Source organism: Stenotrophomonas sp. Steno-Z2, from assembly GCF_056393235.1.
The window spans coordinates 591822-617398 of record NZ_JBWJOY010000002.1 but is presented as its reverse complement, the minus strand read 5'-3'; the positions used below and the strand labels follow the sequence as shown (position 1 = coordinate 617398).

17 protein-coding genes and 1 tRNA gene are annotated in these 25577 nt (G+C 69.7%); 13 read left to right on the top strand and 5 right to left on the bottom strand.

All coding sequences use genetic code 11. The annotated features are described in order from the left end of the window. The first annotated feature begins 26 nt into the window (after positions 1–26). The 6 genes from murJ (at position 27) to AC06FP_RS07895 (ending at position 7345) form a co-directional block, all read left to right on the top strand. Complete coding sequence (gene murJ, locus AC06FP_RS07920) at positions 27–1619, top strand: murein biosynthesis integral membrane protein MurJ (protein WP_478075117.1); 1593 nt, start codon at positions 27–29, stop codon at positions 1617–1619. Positions 1620–1701: 82 nt separating this feature from the next. Next, complete coding sequence (locus AC06FP_RS07915) at positions 1702–2757, top strand: bifunctional riboflavin kinase/FAD synthetase (protein WP_478075116.1); 1056 nt, start codon at positions 1702–1704, stop codon at positions 2755–2757. A 6-nt stretch (positions 2758–2763) separates the two neighbouring features. Then, positions 2764–5598, top strand: a complete 2835-nt coding sequence (ileS, locus tag AC06FP_RS07910) for an isoleucine--tRNA ligase (protein ID WP_478075115.1) — start codon at positions 2764–2766, stop codon at positions 5596–5598. Between the two features lie 109 nt (positions 5599–5707). Further along, the gene (lspA, locus tag AC06FP_RS07905) at positions 5708–6223 is read left to right on the top strand and encodes a signal peptidase II (RefSeq protein ID WP_478075114.1); all 516 of its coding nucleotides are present in this window, start codon (positions 5708–5710) and stop codon (positions 6221–6223) included. Positions 6224–6282: 59 nt separating this feature from the next. Then, positions 6283–7233, top strand: coding sequence for a 4-hydroxy-3-methylbut-2-enyl diphosphate reductase (ispH, locus tag AC06FP_RS07900; RefSeq protein WP_456118546.1), 951 nt, complete (start codon positions 6283–6285; stop codon positions 7231–7233). 36 nt (positions 7234–7269) lie between these two features. Then, a tRNA-Thr gene (locus AC06FP_RS07895) sits at positions 7270–7345 on the top strand. Between the two features lie 135 nt (positions 7346–7480). On the opposite strand, the gene AC06FP_RS07890 is transcribed toward AC06FP_RS07895, so the two are convergent. The 3 genes from AC06FP_RS07890 to AC06FP_RS07880 are packed head-to-tail and all read right to left on the bottom strand — an operon-like array spanning position 7481 to position 11717. After that, the gene (locus AC06FP_RS07890; protein WP_478075113.1) at positions 7481–10234 is read right to left on the bottom strand and encodes a TonB-dependent receptor domain-containing protein; all 2754 of its coding nucleotides are present in this window, start codon (positions 10232–10234) and stop codon (positions 7481–7483) included. Positions 10235–10242: 8 nt separating this feature from the next. Continuing rightward, positions 10243–11214, bottom strand: a complete 972-nt coding sequence (locus tag AC06FP_RS07885) for a FecR family protein (protein WP_478075112.1) — start codon at positions 11212–11214, stop codon at positions 10243–10245. After that, positions 11214–11717 (bottom strand): RNA polymerase sigma factor, encoded by a 504-nt coding sequence (locus tag AC06FP_RS07880; RefSeq protein WP_456119406.1) that lies wholly within the window; start codon positions 11715–11717, stop codon positions 11214–11216. Before AC06FP_RS07880 ends, AC06FP_RS07885 begins: the two co-directional genes overlap by 1 nt. 274 nt (positions 11718–11991) lie before the next feature. Between AC06FP_RS07880 and AC06FP_RS07875 the strand changes: the two genes are divergently transcribed. The 5 genes from AC06FP_RS07875 to cyoD all read left to right on the top strand — a co-directional run bounded on the left by AC06FP_RS07875 (position 11992) and on the right by cyoD (position 19191). Further along, complete coding sequence (locus tag AC06FP_RS07875; RefSeq protein ID WP_478075111.1) at positions 11992–14898, top strand: autotransporter domain-containing protein; 2907 nt, start codon at positions 11992–11994, stop codon at positions 14896–14898. Positions 14899–15180: 282 nt separating this feature from the next. Continuing rightward, positions 15181–16212, top strand: a complete 1032-nt coding sequence (gene cyoA, locus AC06FP_RS07870) for a ubiquinol oxidase subunit II (RefSeq protein WP_456118554.1) — start codon at positions 15181–15183, stop codon at positions 16210–16212. 2 nt (positions 16213–16214) lie between these two features. Continuing rightward, the gene (gene cyoB / locus AC06FP_RS07865; RefSeq protein ID WP_456118556.1) at positions 16215–18215 is read left to right on the top strand and encodes a cytochrome o ubiquinol oxidase subunit I; all 2001 of its coding nucleotides are present in this window, start codon (positions 16215–16217) and stop codon (positions 18213–18215) included. Continuing rightward, a complete protein-coding gene (gene cyoC / locus AC06FP_RS07860; protein ID WP_456118558.1) occupies positions 18212–18850 on the top strand; it encodes a cytochrome o ubiquinol oxidase subunit III in 639 nt (212 codons plus the stop codon). The genes cyoB and cyoC overlap by 4 nt, the downstream gene beginning before the upstream one ends. Further along, complete coding sequence (cyoD, locus tag AC06FP_RS07855; protein ID WP_456118560.1) at positions 18850–19191, top strand: cytochrome o ubiquinol oxidase subunit IV; 342 nt, start codon at positions 18850–18852, stop codon at positions 19189–19191. The genes cyoC and cyoD overlap by 1 nt, the downstream gene beginning before the upstream one ends. 337 nt (positions 19192–19528) lie before the next feature. Here cyoD and AC06FP_RS07850 read toward each other — a convergent pair whose 3' ends face one another. Beyond that, complete coding sequence (locus AC06FP_RS07850; protein WP_478075110.1) at positions 19529–21586, bottom strand: putative bifunctional diguanylate cyclase/phosphodiesterase; 2058 nt, start codon at positions 21584–21586, stop codon at positions 19529–19531. A gap of 138 nt (positions 21587–21724) precedes the next feature. Here AC06FP_RS07850 and radA point away from each other — a divergent pair, with 138 nt between their 5' ends. Then, the gene (gene radA, locus AC06FP_RS07845; protein WP_456118564.1) at positions 21725–23101 is read left to right on the top strand and encodes a DNA repair protein RadA; all 1377 of its coding nucleotides are present in this window, start codon (positions 21725–21727) and stop codon (positions 23099–23101) included. Between the two features lie 171 nt (positions 23102–23272). Here the strand turns inward: radA and AC06FP_RS07840 are convergent, their stop codons facing one another. Then, on the bottom strand, positions 23273–24067 hold the full coding sequence (locus tag AC06FP_RS07840; protein WP_456118566.1) for a cytochrome C assembly family protein: 795 nt from the start codon (positions 24065–24067) through the stop codon (positions 23273–23275). A gap of 120 nt (positions 24068–24187) precedes the next feature. Here AC06FP_RS07840 and ffh point away from each other — a divergent pair, with 120 nt between their 5' ends. Further along, a complete protein-coding gene (ffh, locus tag AC06FP_RS07835; protein ID WP_456118568.1) occupies positions 24188–25567 on the top strand; it encodes a signal recognition particle protein in 1380 nt (459 codons plus the stop codon). Positions 25568–25577: the final 10 nt, after the last annotated feature.

Sequence of the window (25577 nt, the reverse complement as noted above, 5' to 3'; positions counted from 1 at the left end):
GGGGGCCGTGGGTGAGTTCACCGCGCATGTTGCGGGGGCTGCTGTCGTTCAGCAGCATGACGATGGTCTCGCGAGTGCTGGGGCTGGTGCGGGACCAGGCCATCTCCATCACCTTCGGCGCCAATGCCACCACCGACGCGTTCTGGGTGGCGTTCCGCGTCCCCAATTTCCTGCGCCGCCTGTTCGCCGAGGGTTCGTTCGCCACGGCTTTCGTGCCGGTGTTCACCGAGGTGAAGGAAACCCGGCCGCATGCCGACCTGCGCGAGCTGATGGCGCGGGTGTCCGGCACCCTGGGCGGGGTGCTGCTGGTGCTGACCGCGCTGGGCCTGATCTTCACCCCGCAGATCGCCTGGCTGTTCGCCGACGCCGACGCGGCCGACCCGATCAAGTACGGCCTGCTGGTGGACCTGCTGCGGCTGACCTTCCCCTTCCTGCTGTTCGTGTCGCTGACCGCGCTGGCCGGCGGGGCGCTGAACAGCTTCCAGCGCTTCGCCATGCCGGCGCTGACGCCTGTGATCCTCAACCTGTGCATGATCGCCGGCGCGCTGTGGCTGGCGCCGCGGCTGGAAGTGCCGATCCTGGCGCTGGGCTGGGCGGTGCTGGCCGCCGGCGTGCTGCAGCTGCTGTTCCAGCTGCCGTCGCTGAAGGGCATCAACCTGCTGACCCTGCCGCGCTGGGGCTGGAACCACCCCGATGTGCGCAAGGTGCTGACCCTGATGGTGCCGACCCTGTTCGGCTCGTCGGTGGCGCAGATCAACCTGATGCTGGACACGGTGATCGCGGCCCGGCTCAGCGACGGCTCGCAGTCCTGGCTGTCGCTGGCCGACCGCTTTCTGGAACTGCCGCTGGGGGTGTTCGGCGTGGCACTGGGAACGGTGATCCTGCCGACACTGGCCCGGCACCACGTCAGGACCGATGGCGAAGGCTTCTCCAACGCGCTGGACTGGGGCCTGCGCATGACCCTGCTGATCGCGGTGCCGGCCATGCTCGGCCTGCTGCTGCTGGCCCAGCCGCTGATCGCCACGCTGTTCCAGTACCGCCAGTTCACCGATTTCGACACGCGCATGACCGCGCTGTCGGTCTACGGCCTGAGCTTCGGCCTGCCGGCGTTCGCCCTGCTGAAGGTGGTGCTGCCGGCGTTCTATTCGCGCCAGGACACCCGCACGCCGGTGCGCGCCGGCGTGGCGGCGCTGGTCGCCAACATGGTGTTCAACTTCGCCCTGCTGGCGGTGCTGTACCAGGTGATGGTGCCGGAGGCGCTGAAGGCGCAGGGCGTGATGGCTGCGCTTGCGGCGCAGCCGGGCCTGCACCTGGCGCTGGGCATCGCCAGCGCGCTGTCCAGCTACCTGAACCTCGGGCTGCTCTGGTACTGGCTGGGCAGGACCGGGGTCTACCGGCGCCGTCCGGGCTGGGGCGGCTACGTCCTGCGGCTGGTGCTGGCCTGCGCGGCGATGAGCGCGGTGCTGCTGGCGCTGCTGCACTGGCTGCCGGGCTTCACCGGCATGGACAAGTGGCAGCGCATCGGCGCCCTGGCCCTGCTGGTCGGCGGCGGCGGGCTGACCTATCTGCTGGCGATGGTGGCCATGGGTTTCCGCCCGCGCGACCTGCGCGGGCAGTGAGGCGGGCATGCCCGCGCCGCCGCTATACTTCCCGGCTACACATGACGAAGCGCCGGCCTGCGAGGGCCGGACCCGGGTTTGAATGAGCAGGCTGTTTAGAGACGTCGAAGGCGGGGTGCTGTTCCCGCAGGGAAGCGTGGTCTGCATCGGCGCCTTCGATGGCCTGCACAGGGGCCACCGGGCGCTGGTGCGCCACGCGGTCGAGCGCGCGCGCGCGCTGGGCGTGCCGGCGGTGGCGCTGGCGTTCGAGCCGCTGCCGCGCGAGTTCTTCGCCCGCGACAACCCGCCGCCGCGGCTGATGCTGGCCCGCGACAAGGTGGCCACGCTGCGCGCACTGGGCATCGACAGCGTCGGCCTGCTGCGCTTCGACGCGAAGATGGCGGCCATCACCGCCGAGGACTTCGTGCGCGACATGCTGGTGCGCCGGCTGGGTGCGCGCGAGGTGTGGATCGGCCCCGGTTTCCATTTCGGCAACCGCCGCGGCGGCGACCTGGCCCTGCTGCAGGCCATGGGCGCCGAGCTGGGCTTCGCCGCCGGCGAGATCGCGCCGGTGCACCTGGACGGCGAGCGCATTTCCAGCACCCGCATCCGCGAACTGCTGGTGGCCGGCGAATTCGCCCATGCCGCCGACCTGCTGGGCCGGCCGTATACGATCGGCGGCCGGGTGGTGCGTGGCCGGCAGCTCGGGCGCACGCTGGGCTTCCCGACCGCCAACTTGCGTTTTCCGCGCACGCCCGCACTTTCAGGTATCTACGCCACCTGGGTGCACGGCGTCTCCGGCGATTCTGGCAGGAGCGGGCCCTGGCCGTCGGTGTCGAGCTTCGGCACGCGCCCGACCGTGCAGGGCGTGGAGCCGCTGCTGGAAGCCCACCTGTTCGATTTCCAGGGCGACCTGTACGGGCGCCACATCGAAGTCGAGTTCGTCGCCAAGCTGCGCGACGAAGAGAAGTTCGACGACCTGCCGGCGTTGACCGCGCAGATGCACCGCGACGCCGAGCAGGCGCGCACCCTCCTCAGCGAACATGCGAGTCCCTCGCAACAGCCCGCACATCCATGTGCGGACGCCGGAAATGCGAGTCCCTCGCAAAGGCCCGCACATCCATGTGCGGACTCTTCAATAACAGCCGTGCAAGGGTAAGTACCCGTGACCCAAGACTACAAAGCCACCCTCCACCTGCCGGCGACGGAATTCCCGATGCGCGGCGACCTGCCCAAGCGCGAGCCGGGCATCCTGGCGCGTTGGGAAGAGCAGGGCATCTACGCGCAGCTGCGCGAAAACGCCAAGGGCCGGCCGCTGTTCGTGCTGCACGACGGCCCGCCCTACGCCAACGGCCAGATCCACCTGGGCCACGCGGTCAACAAGATCCTCAAGGACATCATCGTCAAGTCGCGCTATCTGGACGGCTTCGACGCGCCCTACGTGCCGGGTTGGGACTGCCACGGCCTGCCGATCGAGATCGCGGTCGAGAAGAAGTGGGGCAAGGTCGGCACCAAGCTCGACGCCGAGCAGTTCCGGCAGAAGTGCCGCGAGTACGCCGAGGAGCAGATCAACCTGCAGCGCGCCGACTTCAAGCGCCTGGGCGTGATCGGCGACTGGGACAATCCGTACAAGACGCTGAGCTTCGATTTCGAGGCCAACGAGATCCGCGCGCTGGCCAAGATCGTCGCCAACGGCCACCTGGTGCGCGGCGCCAAGCCGGTGCACTGGTGCTTCGACTGCGGCTCGGCGCTGGCCGAGGCCGAGATCGAGTACCAGGACAAGACTTCGCCGGCCATCGACGTGGCCTATGCCGCGCGCGATGCGAAGACGCTGGCCGCCAGCTTCGGCGTCGCGCTGCCCGAAGGCGTGGAAGTGGCGGTGCCGATCTGGACCACCACGCCGTGGACGCTGCCGGCGTCGTTGGCGGTGTCGCTGGGCGCGGACATCGACTATGTGCTGGTCGAAGGCCCGGCCCACGACGGCCGCCCGCGCTGGCTGGTGCTGGCTGCGGCGCTGGCCGAACGCGCGCTGGCACGCTACGGCGTGGCCGGGGTGGTGGTGCACGGCCATGCCAGGGGTTCGGCGCTGGAAAACCAGCTGCTGGCGCACCCGTTCTACGCCGAACGCGACATTCCGCTGCTCAACGGCGAGCACGTCTCCGATACCGACGGTACCGGTGCGGTGCATACCGCGCCCGGCCACGGCCAGGAGGACTACGTGGTCAGCCAGGCTTACGGTCTGCTGGAGCACTACAACGCCGGCCAGATCAACCCGATCGATGGCGCGGGCGTGTACCTGCCGTCGACGCCGCCGGCCGGTACGCAGGAACTGGCCGGGCTGCACATCTGGAAGGCGCAGCCGCTGATCGTCGAGGTGCTGCGCCAGAGCGGCGCGCTGCTGGCGTTCGTCGAGATCCAGCACAGCTACCCGCACTGCTGGCGCCACAAGAAGACGCCGCTGGTGTTCCGTGCCACGCCGCAGTGGTTCATCTCGATGGACAAGGCGGGCCTGCGCGCGGATGCGATGAAGGCCATCGACACCGTGGGCTGGTTCCCGGCCTGGGGCAAGGCGCGCATCGCCAGCATGGTGGAGGGGCGTCCGGACTGGACGATCTCGCGCCAGCGCACCTGGGGCGTGCCGATCGCGCTGTTCATGCATCGCGAGACAGGGCAGCCGCACCCGCGCACCGTCGAGCTGATGCAGCAGGTGGCCGACCGGGTGCAGGTCGAGGGCATCGACGCGTGGTATTCGCTGGACCCGGCCGAACTGCTGGGCGATGAAGCCGCGCAGTACGAGAAGGTCACCGACATCCTCGATGTCTGGTTCGATTCGGGCGTCACCCACGAAGGCGTGCTGCTGGCGCGCGGCTTCGGCAAGCCGGCCGACCTGTACCTGGAAGGTTCGGACCAGCACCGCGGCTGGTTCCAGTCCTCGCTGCTGACCGGCGTGGCCATCGACAGGCAGGCGCCGTACAAGCAGTGCCTCACCCACGGTTTCACCGTGGACGAGCACGGCCGCAAGATGTCCAAGTCGCTGGGCAACGGCATCGAGCCGCAGGAAATCATGCGTACCCTGGGCGCGGACATCCTGCGTCTGTGGATCGCTTCGGCCGACTACAGCAACGAGATGTCGCTGTCGCAGGAAATCCTCAAGCGCAACGCCGACGCCTACCGCCGCCTGCGCAACACCGCGCGCTTCCTGCTCGGCAACCTGGACGGCTTCGACCCGGACCAGCACCTGCGTCCGCTGGACGACATGGTCGCGCTGGACCGCTGGATCGTGCACCGCGCGTTCGAGCTGCAGGAGAAGATCAAGGCCGCCTACGCCAGCTACAACATGGCCGAGATCGTGCAGCTGCTGCTGAACTTCTGCAGCGTCGACCTGGGCTCGCTGTACCTGGACGTGACCAAGGACCGCCTGTACACGATGCCGGCCGATTCGCGCGGCCGCCGCTCGGCGCAGAGCGCGATGTACCGCATCGCCGAGGCGTTCGTGCGCTGGGTCGCGCCGATCCTGACCTTCACCGCCGAAGAGCTGTGGGGCTACCTGCCGGGCGCGCGCGCCGGGAACGTGCTGTTCACCACCTGGTACGACGGCCTGGCGCCGCTGCCGGCCGATGCGCAGCTGTCGGCCGCCGACTTCGAGCAGTTGCTGGCGCTGCGCGAGCAGGTGGCCAAGGTGCTGGAACCGATGCGCGCCAACGGCGCCATCGGCGCCGCGCTGGAAGCGGAAATCACCGTGGCCGCGAACCAGGAGCAGGCCGCGCACTGGCAGCCGCTGGCCGATGAACTGCGTTTCCTGTTCATCAGCGGCGACGTGAGCGTGCGCCCGGCGACCACCGACGAGGTGTTCGTCAGCGCCCAGCCCACCGGCAAGGCCAAGTGCGTGCGCTGCTGGCACCATCGCGCCGACGTCGGCCACCATGCCGGCCATCCGGAACTGTGCGGCCGCTGCGTCAGCAACATCGAAGGCCCCGGCGAGGACCGCCGCTGGTTCTGATGCGCAGGCCGGAGGCCAGGGTCCGGGGGCCGGGAAGGCGCTCGGACCGGGCCCCGCGCCGTGTCATTGCTTTTCACCGACCCCTGGCCCCTGGCCCCTGGACCCCGACATGAAAGATTCCCCCAAGCCCAACGCCCTGATCTGGCTCCTGCTCTCGGCGGCCGTCATCGGCCTGGACCAGTGGAGCAAGGCCTGGGTGCTGGCCAGCCTGCCCGAGTTCACGCCGGTGCCGGTGATCGACGGCTTCTGGAACTGGTACCGCACCTACAACACCGGCGCGGCGTTCAGCTTCCTCAGCGATGCCGGCGGCTGGCAGCTGTGGTTCTTCACCGCGCTGGCGGTGGCCATCAGCGGGCTGATGGCGTTCTGGCTGTCGCGCATCGCGCGCGGCAACTGGCGCAGCGCGCTGCCGTATGCGCTGGTGATCGGCGGCGCCATCGGCAACGTCATCGACCGGCAGATCCACGGCCACGTGGTGGATTTCATCCAGTGGTACGTCGGCGACCACTACTGGCCGTCGTTCAACATCGCCGATTCGGCGATCGTGGCCGGCGCCATCGGCATCGCGCTGTCGGGACTGTTCGATGGAAAGAAGCGGGAACAGGGAACAGCGAACAGGGAATGACGCAGCACGATTTCATTCCCGTTTCCCTTCTTCCCCGTTCCCGCCCTTAGAATCACCGCATGGACGTACTGCTTGCCAACCCCCGCGGCTTCTGCGCCGGCGTCGACCGCGCCATCGAGATCGTCAAGCGCGCGATCGAGACGCTGGGCGCGCCGATCTACGTGCGCCACGAGGTCGTGCACAACCGCTTCGTGGTCGACGACCTGAAGCAGCGCGGCGCGATCTTCGTCGAGGAGCTGGACGAAGTGCCCGACGGCAACACGGTGATCTTCAGCGCGCACGGCGTGTCGCAGGCGGTGCGCGACGAGGCCGGGCGGCGCGGGCTCAAGGTGTTCGACGCGACCTGCCCGCTGGTGACCAAGGTGCATTTCGAGGTCGCGCGCCATTGCCGCGCCGGTCGCGACGTGGTGCTGATCGGCCACGAAGGCCACCCCGAGGTCGAGGGCACGATGGGGCAGTGGCGCAGCGAGGCCGGTAGCGGTTCGATCTACCTGGTCGAGGACGAGGAAGACGTCGCCGCACTGGCCGTCGGCCAGCCCGACAATCTGGCCTACACCACCCAGACCACGCTGTCGGTGGACGACACCCGCAGCGTGATCGCCGCGCTCCGGGCCAAGTTCCCCGCCATCCAGGGGCCGAAGAACGACGACATCTGCTACGCCACGCAGAACCGCCAGGACGCGGTGCGCGAACTGGCGCAGCAGTGCGACCTGGTGCTGGTGGTCGGTTCGCCGAACAGTTCCAATTCCAACCGCCTGGCCGAACTGGCCCGCCGCGAAGGCGTGGAGTCGTACCTGATCGACGGCGCGCACGAGATCGACCCGCAGTGGGTGGCCGGCAAGCGCCGCGTGGGCCTGACCGCCGGCGCCTCCGCGCCGCAGGTACTGGTCGACGGCGTGATCGAGCGCCTGCGCGAACTCGGCGCCGGCAGCATCGCCGAACTGGCCGGCGAACCGGAGTCGATGGTGTTCGCGCTGCCCAAGGAACTGCGCCTGCGCCTGGTCGATTGACCGTCCGGGCGGCGAGCCTCTAGAATTCGCGGCTCCGCCGGAATAGCTCAGTTGGTAGAGCGGCGCATTCGTAATGCGTAGGTCGCAGGTTCGACTCCTGTTTCCGGCACCAGCATCGAAGAAAGGCCAGACGTCCGCGTCTGGCCTTTTCTTTTGTTGCCGCCCGCCGTGGCGGCCCCTTCGGGCCATCGGCGAGCGCTGTCAAAACCCACTCCCGGCGGTTTTCGCCGCACAGGCAACGGATGTGTCAGTGGAACTGCAGGGTGAGCTGGAAATAGCGCCCCAGTGGATCGTCCAGCCCGGTGGACAGGCCGCCATTGCCGGGCAGGTAGTTGACCGGGTTGGTGTCCAGCAGGTTGAGGATGTCCAGCGCCACGCTCATGCGCGCGCCGATCCGGCGGTCCAGGTGCAGGTTCCAGCGCAGCTGCGCCGGGTTGCTGCAATGGTTGCTGCCGCGCTGCGGGGCAGGGCAGGCGCCGCCGGCCGGCCAGGCGCGGGTGCTGCCGGCATGGCGTGCATGCAGGGTGGTTCCCCAGCGTGCGCCCTGCCATTGCAGCGACGCGGTGGCGGCGGTGCCGGGCGTGGCATGGCCACGCAGGTCGATCCAGCGGCCGCTGGCGCGTTCCCGGCGGCGCAGCGTCTGCTGGTGGATGGCGTCGAGCGAGAGCCGCCATTGGCCGCTGGACACGGCGCGCAGGTAATCGCCGTGCAGTACCCAGTTGCGCGAAACCGTGCGCCCGATGTTGTCGAAGTACAGGCGCAGCGACTGCAGCCGGCCGCGTTCGTCCAGCAGCCAGGTATCCGGGTTCCAGGCGGCATCGGCCGGGCGCAGGGCCAGGATCTCGTTGCGCAGTTCGACGCGGTTGTGGGTGAGCGACAGGGTGAGCTCGGGGCGTGGATTCCAGATTGCGCCCAGGCTCTGGTTGCGCGAGGTCTCGGCGCGCACGCCGTCGTTTTCGACGACCTGCACGTCCACCAGGCAGGCGCCGTCCGCGGCATGCGCGCAGGGCGGGAGGCCGGCCGACCACGGCACACTCTCGGCGGCGAAATAGCCCGGCGGCCGCCGGCGTTCGAACAGGCTGGGGGCGCGGTAACCGCGGCCGCCGGACAGCAGCAGCGACCACGCGGCCGACGGGTTCCAGCGCAGGCCGGCGCGGGGCGAGAACGAGACCTCGCCCGCGTCGTGGTCCAGGCGCGCGGCCAGGTCCACGCGCAGGGGTTCGGCCAGTGGCAGGCCCAGTTCGACATAGCCGGCGTTGCTCTGGCGGGAAAGGCGGCGGCGCCCGGTGGGCAGGCCCAGCGCCAGTTCGCCGTCCTCGAGCAGGCGGTCCGGGCGCGAGGTCCAGGTTTCATGGCGCAGGTCGATGCCGCCGGCCAGTTGCGCCGCGCCGCCGGCAAGCTGGCCGAGGTCGCGGCGCAGTCCCCACCACGCCAGCCACTGGTCGGTGCGGCCGCGGTTGCGGGTACGCGGGAACAGCTGTTCGCGCAGTGCCGGGTCCAGTGGCGTGAACCCCGGGTAGTAGCCGTCCGCCACGGCCTCGAACAGGCGCGCGCTGCGCACCGCGCCCTCGGTCGACAGGGTGGTCTGGCTGCGTTGCCGGCTCAGCCCGGCGTCCCAGCCGCGGTCGCCGTCGTCGCGGCCGAGGCCGGCGGCCATGTCCAGTTCGAGGCTGCGGATCGTGGGCCGCACGCTGCCGCCTTCTTCGAACACGTGGTTGATCAGGTCGCCGCCGGCCAGGCGCAGGGCCGCCGCGGTCGGGCCCAGTTCGTAACGCTGGCGGGCCTGGCTGGCGCGCAGTTCGGCATGGGCATGCAGGCCGTTGCCCGCGTCGTGCCGCCAGTGCGTGTACAGCGAGGCGGTGGACGAGGCCGGCTGCAGCGAGCGCGGGCGCGAGCTGTCGTACCAGCAGCCGCTGTCCTCGCGCATGCCCGACGGGCACAGGAAGGCCGGCAGGTAATAGCCGTCGCGGGTCAGCAGGCCGATCGGATAGCGCTGCCGCTCGCGGTGCCAGTCGCGGCGGTCGCCGGCGACGTGGTCGGCCCGCTGCAGGTCGATGCCGAGGAACCAGTCGTCGCCCTCGCCGCCGCGGCCGGTGGCGGCCTGGACCCGGTACTGGGCGCCGTCGCCCTGGTTGCTGGTGCCGGTCTGCAGCATGGCCTCGGGACCGTCGGCGTGGTCGCGCAGCACGATGTTGACCACGCCGGCCATGGCGTCGGCGCCGTAGATGGCCGACGCGCCGCCGCGGACCAGCTCGATGCGTTCGACGAAGCTCAAGGGAATGCCGCCCAGGTCGGTAAGCGCGCCCTGCTGCAGCGACACCATGGGGTAGCGCGGCAGGCGCCGGCCGTTGACCAGGAACAGGGTGGCGCGCGGCCCCATTCCGTCCAGGCTGGTGGCCGCGGCGGCGCCACCGGGCAGGTAGGGCGAGTCGCCGTCGCGCGAGGCGTCCACCGGCGGCCGCCCGTTCATTCCGGGCAGGTGGCGCAGCAGGTCGAACAGCGAGCCGTAGCCGCTGCGGCGGATGTCGTCGCGTTCCAGTACATCCACCACCATGGTGGCCTGCAGCGAGGTGCGCGGCAGGCGGCTGCCGGTGACATGCACCGGGGCGAGTTCGACCTGCGGCGCCGCCGCCGGTTCCGGCGCGCGCGTGGCGGCGGCGGTGCGTGGCGGCGGCCGTGGCGCCTGCACGCGTCGCACCGTGTATATCCCCGCCGGCGAGCGCGCGAGCCGCACCGGCAGCCCGTGCAGCAGTTTTTCCAGGGCGGCCCGGGGCGGCAGCGTGCCGCTGAGCCCGGCGCTGTCCAGTCCGTCCAGTTCGTGGGCGTCGAACAGCAGCGCGGTGTCGCCCTGCCGCGACCATTCGCGCAGGGCCTGCGCCAGCGGTCCGCGCGCGACCTGGTAGTGCACGGCAGTGTCCGCGTCGGCGGCCATGGCCGGTGTCGCGGCCACCAGGGCCAGGCACAGCGCGGTCCGGCGCAGGCGGCGGAGCAGCGCGTCCATCGCGGCGTTCAGCGCGTGCCGCGCAGTTCGAGCGCCCCATCGGCCCGCGCGTGGGCGCTGACCGACCAGCCCAGCTCCAGCGCGGACAGCAGCGCGGCCTGGTCGCCGGCGGCGAACGTGCCGCTGACGGCCAGCGGCGCCAGCGCCGGATCGCCGATGACCAGCGGCGTGGCGGTATAGCGGTTCATGCGCGCGATGGCGACCGGCAGCGGCGTGGCATCGAAGCGCAGCCGGCCCTGCGGCCAGGCCTCGGCCTGGGGCGCCAGCGCCTGCGCCGGTTCGATCCGGCCTGAGGGCAGCACCTGCAGCTGTTGCCCTGGTTGCAGCGGGCGGTGCATGCCCTGCGCGCCGCGGCTGGCGATCTCCAGCGCGCCGTCGAGCAGGGCGATGTCGACCCGCCCGTCGTCCAGCAGCTCGACCTGGAAGGTGGTGCCGATGTCACGCAGCGTGCTGTTGCCCGCTTCCACCCGCATCGCCTTGCGCGACGGGGCTACCTGCAGCTGCATCCGGCCCTGCTGCAGTTCGATGTCGCGCCGGCGCCAGCCGAACCGCGCGGTCAGGGTGGTGCGCGCATCCAGCACCGCGACGCTGCCGTCCTCGAGTACCTGGCGCTGGGGCGCCAGGCCGCTGTTGACATAGGTGTGCGGTGCGGGCCGGCCATCGGTGACCAGCGCCCAGCCGGTTCCCACCGCCAGGCACAGCGCCGCGGCGGCGGCCAGTCCGAACAGCGGCCGCCGGTACAGCGGGCGCCGGACCACATGGCGCGCGCCGGCGCGCAGCCAGGGGTCATCGCGCAATGCCGCCGCGCGCGCATGCAGCCGTTCGGCTTCGGCCCAGGCGCGCACGCGGGCAGGGTCGGCGGCAAGCCAGTCCTCGAAGGCCTCGCGTTCGGCGCGCGTGCAGTCGGCCGCATCCAGCCGCGCCACCCAGGCCGCGGCCCGGGCGAACAGCGCATCGCGGGGCGTTGCGTCGCGTTCCATCAGTCCTCCCCGCCCGTGCCGAAGGCATCGGCGCCCAGTTCCTGGCGCAGGCCCTGCAGGGCGCGCGCGACCTGCTTCTCCACGGTCTTGGCGGTGACGCCGCGATGCCGGGCGATCTGGCTGTAGCTCATGCCGGTGATGCGGTTGAGCAGGTAGACCTCGCGGCAGCGTCCGGGAAGTTTCAGCAGCGCCTGGCGCAGGGCGTTGAGCATCTGCCCCGATTCGGCCTGGCGCAGCGGCCCGGGCGTGGAGAACGGCGCCTCGCTGGGCAGGTCGTGCTCGGCCAGGGGCAGGTGCGGCGCGGCCTGCGCGGAGCGGCCGCGGTCGGCCAGGCGGTTGCGGGCGATCCGATACAGCAGCAGCTTCAATTCGTCGTGCGGATGTTCCCGGTACCGGATCAGCCGTTCCATGCAGTCCTGCACGATGTCCTCGGCGTCCTCCTCGCCGGCACCGCGCGCGCGCAGGAAGGCGCGCAGCGGTCCGCGCTGTTCGCGCAGGAACAGCGCGAAGGCATCGCCGACGGGGGGCGTCGCGCCGTCGGCCGGGGCGGGATGAGCGGACAGTCGGGCAATCCGGTTGCGAAGGATGCCCGAGAGTGTACGCAGCGCGGCGCCGGCGGGAAGCGCCCTCGGGGAATGCGGATGCCGGGATGAATGTGTTCATTTTCATGCGGCGCGGGGACTGGGGGAGAAGGGCGCCCCTGCGCGTTCTGCTGTGGTCCCGCAGGCGCGGGAGGGGCGGGGGGCTCCCGCTGCAACCATGGAGAGAGAAGTGCGAATGAAACGATCGGTATTGAGTACGGCGCTGTCCGGCCTGCTGGCCACCGCCGCGTTCGGCATGGCCGCGGATGCGAACGCGATGTCGGTGCACGTCAACGGCGACCGCATCTTCCTGAGCGGCGATGTCACCCTGGCCGACATCGTGGCGCTGCCGGCCATGCTGGCCAAGGCGCAGGCCGAGGGCCGGCCGTTCCGCGAGGTGGTGCTGCGCACCTCCAACGGCGGCGCGCTGATCAGCGGCGAATGGCTGCAGGCGGTGATCCGTACCGCCGGGCTGAACACCATCGTTTCCGGCCACTGCATCTCCTCCTGCTCGATCATGCAGTCCGGCGGCGTGGAGCGTTACATGGCCGGCGACCTGCCGACCGAGGTCGACTCGGTGCAGATCCACGCCGCCAGTTCCGGCGGCCGCGTGACCTACGGGCCGTCGCCGCGCATGTTCGGCATCTACACCGGCAACTACGGCGGCGGCATGGACGAGGAACTGCTGTACAAGGCGCTGTTCCAGGTCACCCAGCCCAACGGCCTGCTGGTGTTCTCGGATCCGGCGCGTACCCGCGGCGACTCGGTCAGTTTCGACCCGGACGGCAGCGGCCGCATGGAAGAGACCTTTCCCGGCCAGGACATGTTCAACAACAACATCATGACCTCGGCCGACTACAACAACCCGGGGGATACCCTGCAGGTGACGGCCGACGTGACCGGCGACATCAACCCCGGCTACCTGCGCAGCGGCCGGCTGCTGCAGGCGCTGGTGGACGACGACTTCGCGCGCTGGAACGACGACGAGTTCAACACCACCTACATCAACCTGGCCGTGACCATCTACAACCTGGCGCAGGACGGCCCCAACGGCATCGGCCAGTTCTCGATCCAGGACTACCTGGGCGACCCGGGCATCCAGGCATTGCTGCGCTCCAAGCTGCGCCTGGACGAGCTGGATGTCTCGGCCCTGGCCGATTCGGCGGGCGTGATCAGCATCGGCAACGGCGCGGTATGGCGGACCGCGGCGACCACCGGCGCCGACCTGATGCGCGTGGACAGCGGCGCCATCGCCCTGGAGGGCGGCGCCCTGCGCACCACCGAACTGCGCGTGCAGCGCGACGGCGCGCTGATCGGCCACGGCGACATCGCCTCGGCGACCATGGATGCGGACGCGCTGCTCGGCGCGACCGGCCCGTCGTGGCGCGAGGACGGCTTCAGCCGCGTGGTCGTCAACGGCCTGCTGATGCCGCGCGGCGGCGACCTCACCACCCATGGCTACGTCAACATCCAGCCGGGCTCGCTGGTGGCCTTCGACGTGACCGAAGCCGGCGGCGCGGCGGCCGGCCGCCTGCGCGTGGGCGGTTTCTACGACGGCGGCATGAACGAGGGCGCGCTGGTCGTGGCCCCGGGCGCGCAGCTGGCGCTGAACGTCGCCGAGGGCTTCTACGGCGCCGACTACACCCGCGAACTCATCGACGGACCGATCTACATGGCCGGCCCCTACCAGGGCTTCGAGCAGGTCGCGCGCCTGGGCGACGCCGGCTACAGCGCCAGCATCGCCGACGGCGAGGTGTTCCGCCCGCGCCACAACTCGCTGCTCAGCTTCAACGTGCACCAGACCGCCGACGGCCTGTGGCTGACCGCCAACACCGGCTTCGAGCAGACCGGGCTGTTCGCCGGCACGCAGGCCGGCGATGGCCTGGGCCGCGCGCTGGCCGCCGCCGCCAGCGGCGGCCACGCCGGCATGAAGCCGCTGCTGGGCGCGCTGCAGTTCGCCGATCGCGACGTGATCCGGCAGCAGGCCGGGGCGCTGCGCGGCGACGCGCATGCCACCCTGCAGCTGGCCGATGCCGCGCTGGTCGGCAGCATCGGCAGCGTGATCCAGCACCACCAGTTCGACCTGCGCAGCAACGGCGGCGACGCCGACGGCCTGGCCGCGCAGGCGGCGCAGGCGGCCTCGGCGCAGCCGGGCATGGGCAATGGCAGCCTGTTCAGCCAGTTGGCCATGCACCTGGTCGAGCCGGCCGCCAGCGGCGAAGGCGAGGGCGGCCTGCAGGGCGGCGACAGCCGCCGCGGCGTCGGCATCTGGGGGCGCGGTTTCGGCAGCCAGGGACGGATCAAGGCGCAGGGCGACGTCGCCGGCATGAACCAGAACATCGGCGGCATCGTGGTCGGCGCCGACACCCGCGTGGCCGACGACAGGGTGGCCCTGGGCGTGAGCGTGGCCGCGGCCGACATGTCGGCCAGGGCGCGCGATGGCGTGGATTTCCACGGCGATGTGCGCGCGCTGGACATCGGCGGTTACCTGGACGCGGCCTATGCCAAGGGCTACGTGGCCGCCTCGGTGCGCTACACCGACCTGCGCCACGATACCCGTCGCGGCATCGCCGGCATCGAAGGGCTGGAAGGCCCGCTGCGCGCCAGGTACGACAGCAACGCGCTGTCGGCGCGGCTGGAGCACGGGCTGTCGTTCACCACCGCCGGTGGCGCCGTGGTGCAGCCGCTGCTGCCGGTGGTCGACTACACCCGCCTGTCCGATGCCCGCTTCAACGAAGGCCAGGGCGCCGGTGCGCTGGCCGGCCGCAGCGGCAGCCTGGAGAGCCTGCGCGTCGGCGCCGGCCTGCAGCTGTTCAAGACCTTCGACGGCAGCAACGGCGAGCGCATCACCCCGCACGCGCGGGTGCTGTGGCAGAAGGAACTGCGCGACACCCAGGCGCGCTTCACCTCGGCCTTCGCCGCGGCGCCGGACCTGACCTTCGGTGCGGCCAGCCAGACGCTGGGCGAGCAGCTGCTGTCGTGGAACCTGGGCGTCAGCAGCCGCGCCAGCGAGCGCCTGTCGGTAATGCTGGACTACGTGGGCGAGCGCCGCGACGGCCAGACCGTGAATGGGGTCATGCTCGGCCTGGGCTACCGCTTCTGATCCACCGCGCCCTCCCGGTGGCCGGCGCCGGCCACCGGGAGGCGGCGCAGAAATGCCGCGCTGCGCGCGGGTGCGACAACATGTCGCATGCTGAACCGGGCTCCCGCTGCGCCGGATCATTGTCAATGCCTTTCTAAAGTGGTGTGCGGCGCCTAGAATTGCCGGGCTGAATCCGGCAGTCCCGTATACGTTTTCCCCGATGGGCAACCCCGCGGGTGGTCGTTTCGCGCAAGCGTGCAAGGGAGTGCCGGACAAGGCCCCCCCTCGCAATTGGATCGACCGATGATTCCGTTGAAATCACTTGGACGCAGCCTGCGTCCGGGCCTGCTGCTTGCCTTGTCCGCGCTGTTGGCGGGCTGCGACGCGGCCATCCTCAACCCCAAGGGCCAGATCGGCCACGACGAGAAGACCCTGCTGATCACCGCCACGGTGCTGATGCTGCTGGTCGTCGTGCCGGTGATCGTGATGACCCTGGCGTTCGCGTGGAAGTACCGCGCGTCCAACACCAAGGCCCGCTACGAGCCGAAGTGGTCGCATTCCACCGCCATCGAGGTGGTGGTGTGGTCGATCCCGTGCATGATCGTGCTGGTGCTGGCGGTGCTGACCTGGCGCTCCTCGCACGCGCTGGATCCCTACCGGCCGATCGAATCCGAGCACACGCCGGTCGTGGTCGAGGCGATCTCGATGGACTGGAAGTGGCTGTTCGTCTACCCGGAAGAGAACGTGGCCGTGGTCAACGAGCTGACCTTCCCGGTCGATGCGCCGCTGAACCTGAAGATCACTTCCGACACGGTGATGAGCGCGTTCTTCATCCCGCGCCTGGGCAGCATGATCTATTCGATGGCGGGCATGGAGACCAAGCTGCACCTGGTCGCCAACGAGGCCGGCGAGTTCGAGGGCATGGCCTCGCATTACAGCGGCGCCGGCTTCAACAAGATGCACTTCACCGCGCACGCGGTGAGCGAGGAGCAGTATCGCGCCTGGCTGGACAAGGTCCGCGCCGGCGCCAAGGTACTGGACAAGGCCGCCTTCACCGAACTGGGCGCCGAGAAGAACCACGACTGGTACCCGGTGACCTACTACGGGCGCACCGAAGCCGGCCTGTTCGACTGGGTGCTGGCCCGCCACATGGGCGACAACCACCACTTCGGCATGAAGAAGCACGACCACGCGGCCGCGCCGCAGGATGCCGCCGCGCACGAGGGCCATGAAGGCCACGACGCCGGCGACAGCCAGCCGGACGCTGCCGGCGACGCCGGACACAACGCTGACGAGCACGCCGCCCATGCCGGGCACGGCGCCTCGGGAGAATGACAATGCTGGGCAAACTGACTATCGAAGCGGTCCCGTACCACGAGCCGATCATCATGATCACGCTCGGCGCGGCCGGGCTGATCGGCCTGCTGGTGCTGGGCCTGATCACCCGCGCCAGGCTGTGGGGCTACCTGTGGAACGAATGGTTCACCTCGGTGGACCACAAGAAGATCGGCGCGATGTACCTGATCGTCGCCTTCATCATGATGCTGCGCGGCTTCGCTGACGCGATCATGATGCGCCTGCAGCAGGCGGTCGCCGCCGGCGGCGCCGAGGGCTATCTGCCGCCCCATCACTACGACCAGATCTTCACCGCCCACGGCGTGATCATGATCTTCTTCGTGGCGATGCCGCTGATCACCGGCCTGATGAACCTGGTCGTGCCGCTGCAGATCGGCGCGCGCGACGTGGCCTTCCCGTTCCTCAACTCGCTCAGCTTCTGGCTGTTCGTGGCCGGCGCGGGCCTGGTGATGATCTCGCTGGGCGTGGGTGAGTTCGCGCAGACCGGCTGGCTGGCGTTCCCGCCCCTGTCGGGCAAGGAATACAGTCCCGGCGTCGGCGTGGATTACTACATCTGGGGGCTGCAGGTCTCGGGCCTGGGCACCACGCTGAGCGGCATCAACTTCTTCATCACCATCCTCAAGATGCGCACCCCGGGCATGAAGCTGATGCACATGCCGGTGTTCAGCTGGACGGCGCTGGTGACCAACGTGCTGATCATCGCGGCCTTCCCGGTGCTGACCGTCACCCTGGTGCTGCTGACCCTGGACCGCTACCTGGGCATGCACTTCTTCACCAACGACGGCGGCGGCAACGCCATGCTGTACATCAACCTGATCTGGATCTGGGGCCACCCCGAGGTCTACATCCTGGTGCTGCCGGCGTTCGGCGTGTTCTCCGAGGTCATCGCCACCTTCTCGCGCAAGACCCTGTTCGGCTACAAGGGCATGGTGTACGCGACGGCCTGCATCGGCGTGCTGTCCTTCATCGTGTGGCTGCACCACTTCTTCACCATGGGCTCGGGCGCCAACGTCAATGCCTTCTTCGGCATCACGACGATGATCATCTCGATCCCCACCGGCGTGAAGATCTTCAACTGGCTGTTCACGATGTACCGCGGCCGCGTGCACTTCACCTCGCCGGTGCTGTGGACCATCGGCTTCATGGTCACCTTCGTCATCGGCGGCATGACCGGCGTGATGCTGGCGATCCCGGCCATCGACTTCGTGCTGCACAACTCGCTGTTCCTGATCGCGCACTTCCACAACGTCATCATCGGCGGCGTGGTGTTCGGCATGTTCGCCGGCATCACCTACTGGTTCCCGAAGATGTTCGGCTTCAAGCTGGACGAAACCTGGGGCAAGCGCGCGTTCTGGTGCTGGTTCATCGGCTTCTACGTGGCCTTCATGCCGCTGTACGTGCTGGGCTTCATGGGCGTCACCCGCCGCCTGCAGAGCTACCCGAACGCGGACTACCAGCCGTACTTCGTCGTGGCCATGATCGGTGCCTTCATCATCGGCGCCGGCATCCTGTGCCAGATCATCCAGATCGTCGTGTCCATCCGCGACCGCAAGAAGAACGTGGACCTGACCGGCGACCCGTGGGACGCGCGCACCCTGGAGTGGGAAACCGCCTCGCCGGTGCAGTTCTACAACTTCGCCACCCTGCCCAAGGGCGAGGAGCTGGACGATTTCTGGGAGCGCAAGCAGCGCGGTGAAGCCTGGCCGAAGCCGGCCCGGTACAGCGACATCCACATGCCGCGCAACACCGGCACCGGCGTGGTGATCGGCGCCTTCAGCCTGGTGTTCGGCTTCGCGATGATCTGGCACATCTGGTGGCTGGCGATCATCGGCCTGGTCGGCATGATCGGCACCTTCATCTACCGCACCTTCGACAAGGACGTGGACTACTGGGTGCCGGCCGCCGAAGTGGAACGCATCGAAAACGAACATCGCCGCCACCTGGAAGCCCAGGGGCTGGTGAAGACCGAGGTGAAGGCATGAGCACGACCGCCCACACGCTGAACCATGGCCACGCCGCGCACGCGGCGGACCATGGCCACGACCACGAGCACCACCACGACGCCGGCGAGAACACCGTCTTCGGCTTCTGGGTGTACCTGATGAGCGACCTGCTCATCTTCGCCTCGCTGTTCGTCACCTACGTGGTGCTGTCCGGCGGCACCAACGGCGGCCCCGGCGCCAAGGAACTGTTCGACCTGAAGTTCGTGGCCGGCGAAACCGCGCTGCTGCTGGTGTCCTCGCTGACCTTCGGCCTGGGCATGATCGCCATGCACCAGAAGAAAGTCGGCCTGATGTTCGCCTGGCTGGTGGTGACCTGGCTGCTGGGCGCGGGCTTCATGGTCATGGAAATCTGGGAGTTCCAGCACCTGGTGCACGAGGGCTACGGCCCTGACCACAGCGCCTTCCTGTCGGCGTTCTTCGCCCTGGTCGGCACCCACGGCCTGCACGTGAGCGCCGGCCTGCTGTGGCTGCTGGTGATGTTCATCCAGCTCAAGCAGAACGGCCTGACCCAGACCAACAAGACCCGCATGGCGTGCCTGAGCCTGTTCTGGCACTTCCTGGACCTGGTCTGGATCGGCGTGTTCTCTGTCGTCTACCTGTCGGGAGCCCTCTGATGTCCGCACATGACAACCACGCCCACGGTGCCGGCGGCGAGAGCCACGGCAGCGTCAAGTCCTACCTGATCGGCTTCGTGCTGGCCGCCATCCTGACCATCATCCCGTTCTGGGTGGTGATGAGCGGCGGCCTGTCCTCGACCTTCGCCACCGCCATGGTGATCCTGGTCGCCGGCGTGCTGCAGCTGCTGGTCCACCTGGTGTTCTTCCTGCACCTGGACCGTTCCTCGGCGGCCCGCTGGAACGTCAATGCCGGCCTGTTCACCGTGGTGGTGATCGGCATCATCGTCGCCGGCACGCTGTGGGTCATGTGGAACATGAACTACCACATGATGCACTGACGTCGGACGACGCCCTGATCGCAAAGACCGCCCTTCGGGGCGGTTTTTTTTTGCGGCTGCGCTCCTCGGGTGAGCTCGGGACTGGCGGCGGGCGATGCCGGAGGTCGGCCCGGGCGAGGTCCGGCCGGGGATGTCGGCGGGTGTGGTCCGAGCTGCATGCAGGCGGGGTGCTGCCGCGCCGTGGCACTTCGCCGGGAAGGCCCCGGTGCGGCGTTGCCTGTTCTACGTGCAGCGATTCCCGCACGATCTCCGGCCGTTGGCGGGCAAGCTCCGGTGCCGTGCGGAGGGAGCCGGGCAGGGCGCTGGAGGGCGCGCGGCAGGCGCGCGCCGCCGTCGCTCAGCCTGCCTGGCTCAGGAATGTTTCCGGGTCCATCGGCTTGCCGAGGTGGTAGCCCTGCAGCAGGTCGCAGCCCAGCTGGTCGAGGAAATCGCGCTGGGCCTCGCTCTCCACGCCCTCGGCCACGACCTGCAGCTGCAGCGAGCGGCCGAGCGCGACGATCGAGGAGACGATGGCCGCATCCTCGGTGTTGCTCTCCAGGTCGCGCACGAAGGCGCGGTCGATCTTCAGTTCCGAGGCCGGCATGCGCTTGAGGTAGAGCAGGCTGGAGTAGCCGGTGCCGAAATCGTCGATGGCGATCTTCACCCCCATCGCGGTCAGCGCATTGAGCAGCTGCAGGCTGTTCTCCACGTTCTTCATCGCCGTGGTCTCGGTGATTTCCAGCGTCAGGTGCGCCGGATCGAGCGCATGGCGCTGCAGCGTGTCGCGCACCGTGTCCAGCAGCGAGGGCGAGGTGAACTGCAGCGGCGACAGGTTCACCGCCATCGTCCAGTCCGGGTGGCCGGCGTCGTGCCAGGCGCGCAGCTGGGCGCAGGCGCGGTCCAGCACCCAGTCGCCGATGGACAGGATCAGGCCGCTGCGCTCGGCGATGGGGATGAAGCTGTCCGGGCCCAGCAGGCCGAGTTCGGGGTGCTGCCAGCGCAGCAGCGCCTCGGCGCCGATCACCGGCTGGCCGCTGGCCGGGAACTTGGGCTGGTAGTGCAGCAGCAGTTCGTCGCGGGCGACCGCGCGGCGCAGGTCCTGCAACAGGCGCAGGCGGCGGCTGGCGCTGGCCTGCATCGCCGGGGTGAAGAAGGTATAGCCGTTCCGGCCCGACTGCTTGGTGTGGTACATCGCCGCGTCGGCGTGGGCCATCAGCTCGCGCTCGCTGGTGGCGTCGTCCGGATACAGGGCGATGCCGAGGCTGGCGCTGAGCTGCAGCTCGGCCGCGTCGATCACGAACGGCTCGGCCACCGCCGCGGTGATGCGCTCGGCCACCACCACCGCGTCGTCGGTGGATTCCACGCCCAGCACCACCACGAACTCGTCGCCGCCGAGGCGGGCGAGGGTGTCCTGCGGCCGCAGCAGGTCGCGCACCCGTTCGGCCATCTGCATCAGCAGGCGGTCGCCGAACTGGTGGCCATAGACGTCGTTGACCAGCTTGAAGCCGTCCAGGTCGCAGAACATCACTGCCACCGAGGTGCCGCGCCGGCGCGCCTTTTCCAGGGCCTGCTCGATGCGGTCCTGCAGCAGCATGCGGTTCGGCAGGCGGGTGAGCGGGTCGTGCAGCGCGGCCTCCACCAGTTCCCGGTTGGCGCGGGCCAGCGAACTGGCCAGGCGGTCGGTGCGGTTGTGCAGGCGCTTGTCGAACAGCGAGGCGATCAGGGTGATGCCGATGATGCCCAGGGTGGTGACGATCACCAGCACCGCCAGCCAGCGGTTCTCCAGCCCGCCGTCGACCGCCGCGCCGCAGATGCTGCCCGGCGGAAAGCTCGCGGCGGCCATGCCGGTGTAGTGCATGCCGACGATGGCCAGGCCCATCACCAGCGAGGCGGCCAGGCGCAGCCGCCGCGTATGACGGCCCTCGCGGCGCAGGCGCAGGGCGATCCACAGCGCCGCGCCGGAGGCGCCGATGGCGACCAGGATCGAGGCGGCGAACCAGAGCGGGTCGTAGTCGATGCCCGGCTGCATGCGCATCGCGGCCATGCCCAGGTAGTGCATGGTGGCGATGCCGCTGCCCATCAGCACCGCGCCGGCCAGCAGCCGCGGCAGCGGCAACTGTGGCCGCGATACCAGCCACAGCGCGTAGGCCGAAGCGCCGACCGAGGCCGCCAGCGAGTACAGGGTGATGGCCAGGTCGTAGCCGACCGGGATCGGCAGGTGGAAGGCCAGCATGGCGATGAAGTGCATCGACCAGATGCCCAGGCCCATCGCCAGCGCGCCGCCGGCCATCCAGCCGTACACGCCGCGGCCGCTGGCCGTCGCCAGCCGCCCGGCCATGTCCAGGGCGGTATACGAGGCGAGGATGGCAACCAACAGGGAAAAAACGACCAGGGTCGGGTTGTAGGTGCCAACCATGCGGGAATGTCCGACGTTTCGTGGGTGGAAGAGTGCATCAACTGCTGGCCGGACGCCATGCACCATTTAGTCGTAGGGTCGCATCGGCTGCGACGGCCGGCGGGTATCCTGTGCGCGCATCCACCCGGGGAACCTTCCATGGCGAAAAACCGCACCGCCTATGTCTGCAGCGAATGCGGCGCCGAGTACAGCAAGTGGCAGGGCCAGTGCACCGAATGCGGGGTCTGGAACGTGCTCGGCGAGGTCGTGCTGGAAAGCGCGGCGGCGGTCAAGGCGCCGGCGGCGCGGCGCGGCGGCTGGGCCGGCAAGGTTGAATCACCGAAAATCACAGCGCTCAAGGATGTGCAGCAGAGCGAGCATGCGCGCGTGTCCACCGGCATTGGCGAGTTCGACCGGGTGCTGGGCGGCGGCCTGGTCGAGGGCGCGGTGGTGCTGGTCGGCGGCGACCCCGGCATCGGCAAGTCGACCCTGCTGCTGCAGGCCCTGGCACGCATGGCCGGGACCCTGCCGGTGCTCTACGTCACCGGCGAGGAATCGCTGGCGCAGGTGGCCGGCCGCGCGGTGCGCCTGGACCTGCCGCTGGACGGCTTGAACGCGCTGGCCGAGACTGGCATCGAACTGATCCTGCAGCATGCCGCCGCGGCGCGGCCGAAGCTGATCGTCGCCGACTCGGTGCAGACGCTGTGGACCGAGACGCTCACCGCCGCGCCCGGTTCGGTCAGCCAGGTGCGCGAGAGCGCGGCGCGGCTGGTGCGCTTCGCCAAGGAGACCGGCACCGCGGTGTTCCTGGTCGGCCACGTCACCAAGGAGGGCGGCATCGCCGGCCCGCGCGTGCTCGAGCACATGGTCGACGCGGTGCTGTATTTCGAGGGCGAGAGCGGCAGCCGCTTCCGCGTGCTGCGCGCGTTCAAGAACCGCTTCGGCGCGGTCAACGAGCTGGGCGTGTTCGCGATGGGCGAGAAGGGGCTGAAGGAAGTGCCCAACCCCTCGGCCATCTTCCTGTCCGGCGGCAGCACGCGCCAGCCCGGCAGCTGCGTGATGGTCACCCGCGAGGGCACCCGGCCGCTGCTGGTGGAGGTGCAGGCGCTGGTCGATTCCTCGCCGTTGTCCAACCCGCGCCGGGTCGCGGTGGGGCTGGAGCAGAACCGGCTGGCGATGCTGCTGGCGGTGCTGCACCGCCATGGCGGGGTGATGGTCGGCGACCAGGACGTGTTCATCAACGTGGTCGGCGGCATCCGCGTGCAGGAAACTGCGGTCGACCTGCCGGTGCTGCTGGCGGTGCTGTCCTCGCTGCGCGACCAGCCGCTGGCGGAGAAGACGATCGCCTTCGGCGAGGTCGGCCTGTCCGGCGAGATCCGCCCGGTGCCCAACGGCGAGGAGCGCCTGCGCGAGGCGGCCACGCATGGTTTCAGGCGCGCCATCGTGCCCAGGGCCAATGCGCCCAAGGCCGGGTCGGTGAAGGGCATGGAGGTGATCGCGGTCGAGCGGCTGGCCGAGGCGATCGAGGCCGCCTGAGCCTTGCGCCCGCGGCTGGTCGCCCGGCCTGCCTGGCGCGCATCGCAGGGATCGGGCCGGAGTGCCGCCAGCACGACGACTGCCGGCGGGTCGATGATCTGCTCACTTGCGGCGGGTCCAGGCGCGCGTTCCTGGAGCGGCCGCCCGCCTGATGGCAGCGGCCCGGCTTGGTCAGCGCGCGTGGCCGAACACCAGCTCGATCACGAACTGGCTGCCGAAGAAGGCCAGCAACAGCAGCACCATCGCGCTCAGGGTCCAGTGCACGGCCTTCACCCCGCGCCAGCCATGGCGGCGCCGGCCGACCAGCAGCGTGCCGAACACCAGCCACGACAGCACGCTGAGCACGGTCTTGTGCACCAGCTTCTGCGCCAGCAGGTCGTCCACGAACAGCACGCCGGTGACCAGGGTCAGGGTCAGCAGGCAGAAGCCGACCGTGATGGTGCGGAACAGCAGCATTTCCAGGTCGGCCAGCGGCGGCAGGGCGCGCAGCCAGGGCCGGAAATCGCGGCGGCGCAGCGCGCGTTCCTGCAGCCACAGCATGATCGCCAGCAGCGCGGCGATGCTCAGCGTGGCGTAGGCCAGCAGCGCCAGCCAGGCATGGGTGGCCAGCTGCCAGCCCAGCGCCCTGCTCGGTTCATGCCCGTAACCGTGGTAGGCCAGCAGCAACAGCGCGGCCAGCGGGAACACCAGCACGCCCAGCGCCGCCATGCGCCCGCGCGCGCCCACCAGGGTGGTGAGCAGGGCCATGCCCAGCGCCACCAGCGACAGCGCGGCGAAGAAATGCATGTCCGGCCCGCCGCTGGTGCGCATCGCCACGCTCAGGTGGTAGCCGCCGTGCAGCGCCACCGCCGCGGCCGCCGGCCACAGCCAGGTACGCGACGCGGCGGCGCGCCCGCTCGCCAGGCCACGGACGAGCAGGCCGGTGGACAGCAGGTAGAGCGCGGCGGCGATGAGAACGATTGTCATCGCCACAGTTTCGCATACGGGCCCGCCGCTGGCGATGCGCGCGGGGCCAAGGGCGGCGGCCGGCGCGGGTGGCCGCTATAATTTCGATCTCTTTGCCAACGTTCCCGCAGGTTGCACCGCATGTTCGAGTCCCTGACCCAGCGCCTTTCCGGCACCATCGAGCGCCTGCGCGGCCGTGGCCGCCTGACCGAGGAGAACATCCGCGAGGCGACCCGCGAGGTGCGCATCGCGCTGCTGGAGGCCGACGTCGCGCTGCCGGTGGTGCAGGCGCTGATCGAGAAGATCAAGGTGCGCGCGGTCGGCCAGGAAGTGCTCAAGTCGCTGACCCCGGGCCAGGCGCTGATCAAGGTGGTGCGCGACGAGCTCACCGCGGTGATGGGCTCGCAGGCCACCGACCTGAACCTCAACGTGCCGGCGCCGGCCATCATCCTGATGGCGGGCCTGCAGGGCGCCGGCAAGACCACCACGGTCGGCAAGCTGGCCAAGCACCTGAAGGAAAAGCGCAAGAAGAAGGTGATGGTGGTTTCGGCCGACGTCTACCGCCCGGCCGCGATCGAGCAGCTGAAGACTCTGGCCGAGCAGGTCGGCGTGCTGTTCTTCCCGTCCGCCGCCGAGCAGAAGCCGGTGGACATCGTGCGCGCCGCGATCGACGACGCGCGCCGGTCCTTCGTCGACGTGCTGATCGTCGATACCGCCGGCCGCCTGGCCATCGACGAAGCGATGATGGCCGAGATCAAGGCCCTGCACGCGGCGGTCAACCCGGCCGAAACCCTGTTCGTGGTCGATTCGATGACCGGCCAGGACGCGGCCAACACCGCCAGGGCGTTCGGCGAGGCGCTGCCGCTGACCGGCGTGGTGCTGACCAAGACCGATGGCGACGCCCGCGGCGGCGCCGCGCTGAGCGTGCGCTACATCACCGGCAAGCCGATCAAGTTCACCGGTACCGGCGAGAAGGTCGACGGCCTGGACGTGTTCCACCCCGAGCGCGTGGCCAGCCGCATCCTGGACATGGGCGACGTGCTGTCGCTGGTGGAGCAGGTCGAGCAGCAGGTCGACAAGGACAAGGCGCAGAAGCTGGCCGAGAAGGTCGCCAAGGGCAAGAAATTCGACCTCAACGACATGCGCGACCAGCTCGAGCAGATGCAGAACATGGGCGGCATCGGCGGCCTGATGGACAAGCTGCCGGGCCTGGGGCAGATCCCCGAGCACCTCAAGCAGCAGGTGCAGCAGAGCAGGGAAGTGCCGCGCATGATCGCCATCATCAACTCGATGACCAAGAAGGAACGCCGCAACCCGGGCCTGCTCAACGGCTCGCGCCGCGCCCGCATCGCGCGCGGTTCCGGCACCCAGCCGGCCGACGTCAACAAGCTGATGAAGCAGTACATGCAGATGGAAAAGATGATGGGCAAGCTGTCCGGCGGCGGCATGAAGGGCATGATGCGCAACATGAAGGGCATGCTCGGCGCCATGGGCGGCAAGGGCGGCCTGCCGTTCCGCTGAGCCCTTCGGG

Excerpts from the sequence above, each read along its gene's own strand:
- AC06FP_RS07875 (WP_478075111.1), top strand. The coding sequence starts at position 11,992 with ATGAAACGATCGGTATTGAGTACGGCGCTGTCCGGCCTGCTGGCCACC.
- AC06FP_RS07885 (WP_478075112.1), bottom strand. The coding sequence starts at position 11,214 with ATGGAACGCGACGCAACGCCCCGCGATGCGCTGTTCGCCCGGGCCGCG.
- murJ (WP_478075117.1), top strand. The coding sequence starts at position 27 with ATGTTGCGGGGGCTGCTGTCGTTCAGCAGCATGACGATGGTCTCGCGA.
- lspA (WP_478075114.1), top strand. The coding sequence starts at position 5,708 with ATGAAAGATTCCCCCAAGCCCAACGCCCTGATCTGGCTCCTGCTCTCG.
- cyoC (WP_456118558.1), top strand. The coding sequence starts at position 18,212 with ATGAGCACGACCGCCCACACGCTGAACCATGGCCACGCCGCGCACGCG.
- AC06FP_RS07840 (WP_456118566.1), bottom strand. The coding sequence starts at position 24,067 with ATGACAATCGTTCTCATCGCCGCCGCGCTCTACCTGCTGTCCACCGGC.
- AC06FP_RS07890 (WP_478075113.1), bottom strand. The coding sequence starts at position 10,234 with ATGGACGCGCTGCTCCGCCGCCTGCGCCGGACCGCGCTGTGCCTGGCC.
- cyoB (WP_456118556.1), top strand. The coding sequence starts at position 16,215 with ATGCTGGGCAAACTGACTATCGAAGCGGTCCCGTACCACGAGCCGATC.
- AC06FP_RS07915 (WP_478075116.1), top strand. The coding sequence starts at position 1,702 with ATGAGCAGGCTGTTTAGAGACGTCGAAGGCGGGGTGCTGTTCCCGCAG.
- cyoD (WP_456118560.1), top strand. The coding sequence starts at position 18,850 with ATGTCCGCACATGACAACCACGCCCACGGTGCCGGCGGCGAGAGCCAC.
- ispH (WP_456118546.1), top strand. The coding sequence starts at position 6,283 with ATGGACGTACTGCTTGCCAACCCCCGCGGCTTCTGCGCCGGCGTCGAC.
- AC06FP_RS07850 (WP_478075110.1), bottom strand. The coding sequence starts at position 21,586 with ATGGTTGGCACCTACAACCCGACCCTGGTCGTTTTTTCCCTGTTGGTT.
- cyoA (WP_456118554.1), top strand. The coding sequence starts at position 15,181 with ATGATTCCGTTGAAATCACTTGGACGCAGCCTGCGTCCGGGCCTGCTG.
- ffh (WP_456118568.1), top strand. The coding sequence starts at position 24,188 with ATGTTCGAGTCCCTGACCCAGCGCCTTTCCGGCACCATCGAGCGCCTG.
- radA (WP_456118564.1), top strand. The coding sequence starts at position 21,725 with ATGGCGAAAAACCGCACCGCCTATGTCTGCAGCGAATGCGGCGCCGAG.